This window comes from Acidaminococcus sp., from assembly GCF_050873445.1.
GTDB lineage: Bacteria > Bacillota > Negativicutes > Acidaminococcales > Acidaminococcaceae > Acidaminococcus.
Genome location: NZ_JBNMIU010000067.1, coordinates 1 through 9,125, shown reverse-complemented (window position 1 = coordinate 9,125; position 9,125 = coordinate 1). Strand labels below are relative to the sequence as shown.

Here is a 9,125-nt window from a genome sequence, read left to right as displayed (position 1 = left end):
GGCATACACTGCCGTCGTCTGCATAGCCGTGAACTCGTTCACCGTCTTGCCACTGGCAGAGGGGCCGAACAGATAACGGAAATCCGTGCCGATATAATAGTTCTGAGGCTTGTCCCGGGTACGGAACAGGCTGGATAAAAAGGGGATTCTCATAAAATACCTCCAAAAACGGGCACAAAAAAGCACCTGCCATTTTTGCAGATGTCTTTAAAATGCAATAACACCTCGTTCGTCATAGACACTGCCACTGCCAGTCCCGTTGCGGATGCAGCGGTCTAGTGCCATGATGGACGCCACGATTCCGTCAATCTTTTCGACGGATTTTTCTTTGTCCGGCTTGATGTTCCCCGCAGGATCTTGGTGCATGACGACGTTGCTGGCCATCCATTTGAGAACGGGATTGCCGCCATGGATGATGTTCCCTTCCATCAGGAGCTTGAACAGCTCCTTCGACGGCGGCGACATATCCTTGAACCCCTGGCCGAAAGGCACCATGGTAAAGCCCATGTCCTCAAGATTCTGCACCATCTGGGTGGCGTTCCAGCGGTCATAGGCGATTTCCCGGATGTAGTACGTTTCCCCCAGGCGTTCGATGAACTTCTCGATAAAGCCGTAATGGATGACGTTTCCTTCCGTCGTCTGGATGAAGCCCTGCTTCTGCCAGACGTCGTAGAGGACATGGTCACGTCGGCAGCGAAGTTCCAGTGTGTCTTCCGGCAGCCAGAAGAATGGCAGCAGGATATATTTTTCCTCTTCCGTCCGGGGCGGGAAGGCCAGTACCAGGGCCGTGATATCCGATGTGCTGGACAAGTCAAGCCCGCCGTAGCACATCCGCCCCCGCAGGGAATCCAGGTCAACGGGAAGGCTCCCCTTGTCGTAGACCTGTTCCGGTATCCAGCGGATGCTGGCCGAAGTCCAGATATTGAGCCGGAGCTGCTTGAACACGTTCTCTTCCGCCGGATTTTCGACGGCATTCCGATAGGCTTCCCGGACGCGGTCAATCTGTATGGTATGCCCCAGGGACGGGTTCGCCTTGTACCAGTTCGCTTCATCCGTCCAGTCTTCCTCATGTTCCAGCCCATAGACCACGGGGTAAAAGGTGGCATCCTTCTTCCGGCTCGCCATCAGGTCCAGGGCTTTGGTATGCAGTTCGTAGCAGATGCTGTTCTTGTCATTGCCCGCTGTGGTAATGATGAAAAAGAGCGGCTGTTCCCTTGCATCGCCGGATCCTTTGGTCAGGACATCGTAGAGCTTCCGGTTCGGCTGGGCGTGGATTTCATCAAAGACCAGGCCGGACACGTTGAGTCCATGCTTGGTCCCTGTTTCTGCCGACAGCACCTGGTAGAACCCGGCGTTGCGGTAATTGATGATTCGCTTCCCGGCCGACCGTATCTTGGAACGGCGCATCAGGGCCGGACTCATCTCGACCATCTGCCGTGCCACATCAAAGACAATGGAAGCCTGGTTGCGGTCACAGGCCGCACCATACACTTCGGCACTCGGTTCGTTATCGGCGTACAAAAGATAAAGAGCTATAGCCGCCGCCAGCTCGCTGTTATGCGTCTTCACCATCGTCCGCCCCGCCAGATAGCAATGGCTCGGGCTGTCCACCTGGATGCACTGCATGGGAACCTTATCATCCAGCGGCTTGATTTCTTCCAGATAATGAAAACAGGAACGCGTCTTTTTTTCGCGTTCCCGTCTGCGGATGCTTTTTCTATGAAGTTTGCTGACCGGCTGATCCGTAAAGGCGGTGAACCGTATCTGATACAAAGTCTCGCCTGTCGGTTTCCCATAGCGGGTCGAAGGGCATGACGTCATGGCGTTCTTGATGCCAAGGCTCCACAACAGTTCCTGCACTGATTCTACTAATTCTTGAATGGTGCTGACGTATACGCCCTGCCCTTTCCGTGTTCCGATGCAGCCATCGGAATCCATCAGTCCCTGCAGCAAGGCCCATCGCTGCGTTTCGGAAGCCCTGAGGTATTCCGGCCGGATGACCTTATCCCGGAAGTTTTTCACCAGGATAGATTTCAATGCCTTATACACCAGGATTTCGCTGCCGCCGCAGGTCTGTGGATAGCGGTTATGCAGCGGGTACGGAATCAGCGGAATCAGGTCTTCCACATCACTGTCACGCACCGTGATTTCCGGTTTTGTTGCAGAACCGTTTCCCAACCAGTAGCCATATAAATAAGGATCTAACGGAAGGTTCCTTTCCGGAAGGTGTAATAGCTGGTTGACGGGAATCCGGATAAGCGAGCGGTTATCTTTGGATTTTTCCCTGTACTGTTTCGTGCGGCGGTAAATCTCGCCGGTTGTCCATTGCTTTTCCCGCGTCTTTCCATGAGTATATTCCACATCCCACAGATGACGTTCACCGGCCACAATCCGTCCTCCATCCCGGAAAACCAGTTCATAGGCTTGTTCGGTATCATCTACCGGGCTTTTGGCGACAACATGGCAGGGCTTTCCCTGCTCGTCAAAGACCCTGTCGCCGACTTCTAAATCGGCCATGGTTTTCCATCCTTCCGGCGTGGGAATGGGTGTATCCAGTGCGAGCTGTTTCCCGTTCTTCTTTGGAATCTCTATATAGGCCGTCAGGAACTGCCGCTTCCCGTTTCCCTTGACGATGCCGAAGAGATCACGCACAATCTGTTCCTGCCACGGCAGGAGCAGGAACGGCTGCCCGGCCCATTTGCCTTTGGTATGACAGAGATGCTCGATGAAGGCAACCGCCCTGTCGGCCTTGTCCTTGTCGTAATGGGAATCTGGCAGCATGAACGCTGACGGCTTATATACAAACGCCAAACTTGTCACCCCCTTAGCAGCAGTTCCATTTCATCCGTTTCTTTTTCGACCCCGTTTTCTTCTCCGACCATGCGGCTCCGGGCAGACGGGGTCAGGCCGAACTGCTCACAGAACTTCAGCATGATCTTGAGGTTCGTCTGGGCGATGGACACCTGCGGCACCTGCTGCAGATAACCGTTCGGCGTCCGCACCATATCCCCATGCTGGGTGATGAACTCTTCCGCTCCTTTCCATCGGGCATATGCTTGGCAGTACCCGGCAAAGGCCATCATATCCAGATTGGTCAGCATCCCCATCTCAGCGAGGACTTTCCCCAGCCGCTTCCATTCTTTCTTGGCATCGTATTCCAGCCAGTCCGGGCAGCGAGGGAGCCGTCCCTTTGGCATGGGTTCCTTCTTATTGAGGGGACGATGGCCGGGATTGCCTTCCAGCACCTTGAGCGCCGTCGGCTTCGGTTTTCTTCCTCGTACAGCCAATGGCGCCACCTCCCAATAAAAAAGCCCTTGCGGGCTGTACGACAGAGGGGACCGCATCTGCGTTCCCCTCGGGTTCTCTTTTTTAATTCTTCATGACCCATTCGATGGCGTGGCCATTGTCTTCGAACAGTTCGACGCTGACTGCCTATCCGATATTTATGCATCTTATTCGATGACTTCCCATTCATCAGCTCCGGGTATCAGCCCGAGACTGCTGCCCGTATCCCACTGTACATGGATGGTCCCGGCATCATCGACGAACTGGACGGTGCCTTCTGTTCCCCTGGGCGGGGCCTGCCTGTCATCCATGGCGATAAGCCGGACCCGCGTTCCTTCCATCCGTTCCCGGCTGTGCCGCAGGCCGGCCCGCAAGATGGACAAGTCGAAACCGAACCTGCGGTAATCCCGCTCCATGTTCTGATAATACCAGTCCTCCGGAATGCCGAACCGCCGGTCTTCGTGCATGATGTACACAAGACCGCTGAGGATGCCATCATCTGTTTCCACATCCACTTCTTTTTTGTAGTAGAACCGCGGGAAACCTTCATAGGCATCGAGCCGCCGTTCATCCGCCGGAGAAATGCACCAGAAAACAACCGGCACGAAGGCATCCGCCTTCTTCTCGATCGTGGCGTAACATCCTGTCAAGGAACCTTTGAAGAGGAGTTCATAGCCCCGGATTCGGCCCGTCCCTGAAAGAACGGCGTTAGGACACCGTCTTGCCATCTGTACTTCACTCATGTTGCTGCCGTAGGCAATGTAGATTCTTTGTTTCATCGCTCTCATCCTTTCTGAAGGGATTGCCCTTCTACTACCCCAAGGGCAGCCGAAGCTGCCCGTAAGGCTATCCCCTTCAAGCGGCGGCATTGCGCCATGCGGAATTGCCTGTGAGGTGTTTCAGGAAGTGGAGCCGGCAGGTCTTGAACTCGTCACCGATGAGTCCGAGCCGGAGCATCCAGCACCGGAAAGCGTATTTCTCATTGTCCGTCTCGGTCTTCCGGGCCGAGGCTTTCTTCTGGGCCAGGGCCTGATGAGCGACGGCCAGGCAGAACTGAATGTATGCCTTGATTTCCCCAGCGTGGAGTGTCCCGTTGAAAAGCCGGAACTCGACGGTCCCTTTGGTGAAAGTGGCATGCAGGTTCAGCCCGTGGTAGCGGGTGCTGTTGTAATGATGGTTCCGTCCGTAAGGGGCTTCCTGATACCAGAGGTCGGCGATGCCGTCCAGCGTGTCCGGCTTTTTCCGGTTGAGGTCCTTCAGGAAGGTGGTGTTCGTTTTCCGGCAGTATCGGCTTTCCCGCGAGGGGTTGATCTGAAGGGCGCGGTAAATCATGTCTTCCTTGCTCGCCATAATGTTCACCAGGTTCCGCAGTGTCTTTGCCGTGAAGCGTTCGGCCCCGACGTGGATGTGGATGCCGCAGGATTTATTGGCAAAGGCCCCGTCCTTGCGTAGCATCCGCACCAATTCCTGCAGCTTCGGGATGTCTTCGTAGGAAAGAATGGGACTGACCACTTCCGTGCGGTAGAAGCTGGAAGCATCTGTAATGTTTCCGTTCACCTTCTTCTGTGGAACCAGGCTGGAGTCGTTCATGGCTTTCCATTTCCGTCCCTGTTCATCCCTTGCGGTGTAGGTATCGTAGGCACCGCCTTCGTGCCTGCTTTCCGTCCCGAAGAAACGGGCTATGAGGCTGGCGGCCCGGCTTCTCGTAATCCCTGTCATTTCCATTTCGATGCCAAAGTGTAGTGTTTTCATAATCCTCTCTGTCCTTTCTATGTGTGCGTGTGTTCTTTTGGTACACTATATATCACTCTAAAGGCACACAATAGCAAGTCATTTTGAGAATAATTATGAATTAAATTGAAAATTTATGGGTTCTGATGCCGGCGTTCCTTCTGCTTCCTGGCATGAGCCTTGGCTTCTTCTTCCGTGCGGAAGGCGCTCCATCCCTTCAGGCCTTTTAGCAGGGCCATGCGCGATTCGTGGCTGGCCTTGGTCCCCATGCCGATGCGCAGGAGCCACATCCGCAGGTAGTACTTCTCGTTTTCAGGCTTCCGTGTGTCAGCCTGAACCCGTTTCGCTTTTTTCGCTGTGCTGACCATGAAGGCCGCTAGCTCAATCAGTGCGCGGTTCTTCACGGCATTGCCGGTTGCGGCAATGCAGAATGTCACCGTATCTGCCGCAATCCAGAAGCCCCGCCCTTCCTTGCGATAGTTCTGATAGATGGCAAAGAAGGAAGTCTGGTCGGTACCAGGTTCTTCTTTCAAGTCTTCCACCAGCCTGTCCGGCACATGGATGTTTTCATGTCCTGCCGCCCGGTTCAGCAGGTACTGCTGGGCGTGGAGCATGAAGACCAGGTTGCGGAGCTGCGCACCGTCCATGCCATCAATGGGAACCTTGATTTCCATCCTGTCCGGATGCGGCAGTGCGTCCGATCCTGGCGTTTCATCCTGCTCCAGCGGCTCTTGCGGCATTTCGGGTTCCGTTCCTTCTGCCGGTTCCGGCTGCGGAAGGATGCCTGCTTCCTGCAGGAAAGCCGTGATGGCGGCTTCTGTCTTTTCATCATCGCATTCGATATCGCCGCTGCGAAGGATGCGGAACCCCCGCCCTTCGTAGGCAAAGGCCGGCGTCCCCGTATAGCGGAGCTTTTCGTTATGGTTGAAGGGGATCAGCTGTCTGGCCAGTTCCTTTCGGTCGTTCAGGTTCGTCTGGATTGTCATGGTCTATGTACCTCCTTGTTTTGCTAGTACATATATCACTCTGAACGCCGATAATAGCAAGTCATTTCTGCATATTTTTCTCAAAAGACCAGGCAATGCCGGCCAGTACGAAATACACGCAGGGAAGTGCAACGCCGTTACCCCACATCTTGTACTCTGCAGAATCCCGATATGGATTCAGCAGCCATTTAATAATCTGGTTCCTTGTCTTTGGTTTCGTCGTTTTGCCCAGTGTCCTGCGTTGCGTCTCGAACACATCCTGCCAGAACCGAATCTCCTCTTCCGTCGGGTTCTCCGTTGCAAGGCCGCTGCACCACCAGTCCGGGAATCCCTGCAATCTGGCACACTCTGACGGCATCAGGCGTCGGACACGGGCATGGCGGTTGATGAGCGGAGGATCCTTGTAGTCGGTGGCCACCAGTGACCCGGCCACTTCTTTTGCCGCCCGGGTGAAATGGGAATTCTTGCTGGCACTGTAGGTCAGCTCCACCACAGCGATGCCGCCCTGGTTGCTCCCCGGTACATTTCCCGAACGGTCGACGGTCCGGCAGGTATCGCTCTCATAGATATGGTTCCGCATATTGCGGGTGCCGTCCGAGGTCTGCCGTACATCATAGGTTTTCTTTTCTCTGTTGCCCCCGCCCTGCAGGACCAGCGGCTGGTTGTTGCCGCCCGTCCCGTACCGCGCCGTGAGTGATGGGTTCACAGAGAGCGGCCCCTTGTACCGGGCATCGGCTCCATGGTTCTCAAACACCGGACCCGGCAGATTGACGATGACCGGAGGATGATGGGCTTCTGCCCGTAAGGTGTTCGTCCGCTCTTCCGTCACATCCATTCGGATGCCGCCCTGGTCATTCAGGCAGATTGTGCCTGCCGTTCCAGGGCCAGGCGCAAGACGTCCGGCAGCACCCTGCCATGCTCGGAAGCCCTGCGCAGAATACCCTGACAGGCCCTCGGACTCAAATAGAACCTTTCCGGCACTTTGTCCATCAAAATCTGCGACAAGGTAGATGCGCTTTCTTCGTTGGGGGACGCCCCAGTATTGGGCATCGAGGACGCGCCAGGCCACAGAGTACCCGTTTCCCAGGATGCATCCCGCAGGCTGCCATCTGGCACAGCCAGCCACTGAAACCGCAGGGTCTTTGATGCGGCAGATTTCTTCAAGGACCGTCCGGAAGTCCTCTCCCTTGTTGCTGGAGAAAGCCCCAGGGACATTCTCCCACACGATATATCTTGGATATTGTCCATTCGTTTCTTCCCTCATTTCCTTCACGATGCGCACTGCCTGATAGAACAGCGAGGACTGCGAACCGCCAAGGCCATCCCTTTTTCCAGCAATCGACATATCCTGGCAGGGACTGCCGAAGGTAATGATGTCTACCGGCTCGATTTGTGCGCCGTTTACGGCACTCACATCGCCGTAATGCTTCACAGATGGCAGCCGTCTCGTCGTCACGCGGATGGGGAACGGCTCGATTTCCGAGTTCCATACAGGACGGATGCCCGCCAGGATGGCGCCCAGTTCAAAGCCGCCGCTCCCGGAGAACAGGCTGCCCAGCTTAATCTGTTCCATCATCTGCCACCTCCGCATACGGGATTTTCTCATCCCCGCGCAGGATAAACACACCCGCGTCCCCATATTCACTGATGTAGCGCCTGACGATGACGTCGACGAACTTCTCGTCCAGCTCGATGCCGTAACAGATACGGCCCGTCTGCTGGCAGGCCATGAGCGTAGAGCCGGATCCGAGAAACGGGTCCAAGACGATGCAATGGCTCATAGACGAGTTCTGTATAGGATAGGCCATGAGCGCCACGGGCTTCATGGTCGGATGTTCCTTGCTGGCTTTCGGACGGTCATATTCCCAGATGGTTGTCTGCTTGCGGTCGGAATACCACTGGTGTTTCCCGTTCAGCTTCCAGCCAAACAGACACGGCTCGTGCTGCCACTGGTACGGACTGCGGCCCAGTACCAGGGCGTTCTTCTTCCAGATGCAGCAGCCAGACAGGTAGAATCCTGCGTCCTTGAATGCCTTGCGGAAGTTCAGCCCCTGGGTATCTGCGTGGAATACATAGATGGAAGCATCCTGCTCCATGTTCTGTTCCATATTGACGAAGGCCGCGAAAAGGAACTGGTAGAACTTGTCATCCGGCATATTATCGTTCTTAATCTTGCCGGCCGTTTCTTCGACATCGACGTTATACGGCGGATCCGTCAGCACCATGTTGGCCTTCTTCCCCGCCATCAGCCGTTCATAGGTTTCCGGCAGCGTCGCATCGCCACAGATGACGCGGTGGTCACCCAGGAACCAGATATCTCCCGCCCGGGCGATAGTCGGCTTTGCCAGTTCGCCATCGACATCAAAGTCATCTTCCTTGATTTTCTTGTTGTACACTTTCGAGAAGAGCTGCTCGACCTCGGGTGCTTCAAAGCCCGTCAGGTCGACGTTGAAGTCGACGCTCTGTAAATCGACGATAAGGTCAGCCAGGAGCTGTTCGTTCCAGGCACCTGTGATCTTGTTGAGGGCGATGTTGAGCGCCTTGACCTTATGCTCATCCTCGATATGGACAACGACACACTGGACTTCTTCGTAGCCCAGATTCTTCAGTACGGTCAGGCGCTGATGCCCACCGATGACCGTCATGTCGTAATTGACGATGATGGGTTCCACATAGCCAAACTCCTGAATGGACTTCTTGATTTTCTCGTATTCCTTGTCGCCAGGCTTCAGCTGCTTCCTGGGGTTATATGCCGCAGGCTTCAGCTGGCCGATGGGCAGCATCTTCCATTCCATATCCGATGTCTTCACACGCTTGCTCCTCTCTGAAGGCAGCCGCCACCGCTCTGCCGTAACCGGCGAGGTGGTGCCACCTGCAATAATTCCGTACGCTGTCCCGTGACAGCTTGGTCTTCCTGGCGATGGCTTTGTAGCCCATCCCCTGTTTCCGCATGGCTTCTATCTGCCGGCGCTGGCAGTCGTTCATGACAGGCTCCTTTCACACAACAAAAAAGCTCCGGGCCAAATAGCCTGGAGCAGATGATTCGATTTTAGATGCCGGGTATCCCCCCTTATGAATTTCGCGTTTTTTCACGTTTGAGGGGGCGGCGGTCATGGACGGAAG

8 protein-coding genes and 1 pseudogene are annotated in these 9,125 nt (G+C 55.3%); all 9 read right to left on the bottom strand.

Features of this window, described 5'->3' with window-relative positions; genetic code table 11:
* A pseudogene (locus ACR0QW_RS10000) lies at window positions 1-153 on the bottom strand (phage portal protein); the annotation flags it as partial.
* 54 nt (window positions 154-207) lie between these two features.
* Window positions 208-2,781 carry a terminase TerL endonuclease subunit gene (locus ACR0QW_RS09995; protein WP_432643510.1) on the bottom strand — a complete coding sequence of 858 codons (2,574 nt, stop codon included), beginning with the start codon at window positions 2,779-2,781 and terminating at the stop codon, window positions 208-210.
* Between the two features lie 35 nt (window positions 2,782-2,816).
* Window positions 2,817-3,287 (bottom strand): phage terminase small subunit P27 family, encoded by a 471-nt coding sequence (locus tag ACR0QW_RS09990; RefSeq protein ID WP_432643507.1) that lies wholly within the window; start codon window positions 3,285-3,287, stop codon window positions 2,817-2,819.
* A gap of 165 nt (window positions 3,288-3,452) precedes the next feature.
* Complete coding sequence (locus ACR0QW_RS09985) at window positions 3,453-4,064, bottom strand: DUF4314 domain-containing protein (RefSeq protein WP_432643506.1); 612 nt, start codon at window positions 4,062-4,064, stop codon at window positions 3,453-3,455.
* 76 nt (window positions 4,065-4,140) lie between these two features.
* Complete coding sequence (locus ACR0QW_RS09980) at window positions 4,141-5,037, bottom strand: amidoligase family protein (RefSeq protein WP_432643505.1); 897 nt, start codon at window positions 5,035-5,037, stop codon at window positions 4,141-4,143.
* Between the two features lie 113 nt (window positions 5,038-5,150).
* On the bottom strand, window positions 5,151-6,002 hold the full coding sequence (locus tag ACR0QW_RS09975) for a hypothetical protein (RefSeq protein WP_432643504.1): 852 nt from the start codon (window positions 6,000-6,002) through the stop codon (window positions 5,151-5,153).
* Window positions 6,003-6,063: 61 nt separating this feature from the next.
* The gene (locus ACR0QW_RS09970; protein ID WP_432643509.1) at window positions 6,064-7,575 is read right to left on the bottom strand and encodes a DNA cytosine methyltransferase; all 1,512 of its coding nucleotides are present in this window, start codon (window positions 7,573-7,575) and stop codon (window positions 6,064-6,066) included.
* Entirely contained in the window at window positions 7,562-8,797 is a 1,236-nt protein-coding gene (locus ACR0QW_RS09965) for a site-specific DNA-methyltransferase (RefSeq protein WP_432643508.1), read from the bottom strand. The genes ACR0QW_RS09970 and ACR0QW_RS09965 overlap by 14 nt, the downstream gene beginning before the upstream one ends.
* Window positions 8,748-8,987, bottom strand: a complete 240-nt coding sequence (locus ACR0QW_RS09960; protein WP_045172408.1) for a hypothetical protein — start codon at window positions 8,985-8,987, stop codon at window positions 8,748-8,750. The genes ACR0QW_RS09965 and ACR0QW_RS09960 overlap by 50 nt, the downstream gene beginning before the upstream one ends.
* Window positions 8,988-9,125 lie beyond the last annotated feature (138 nt).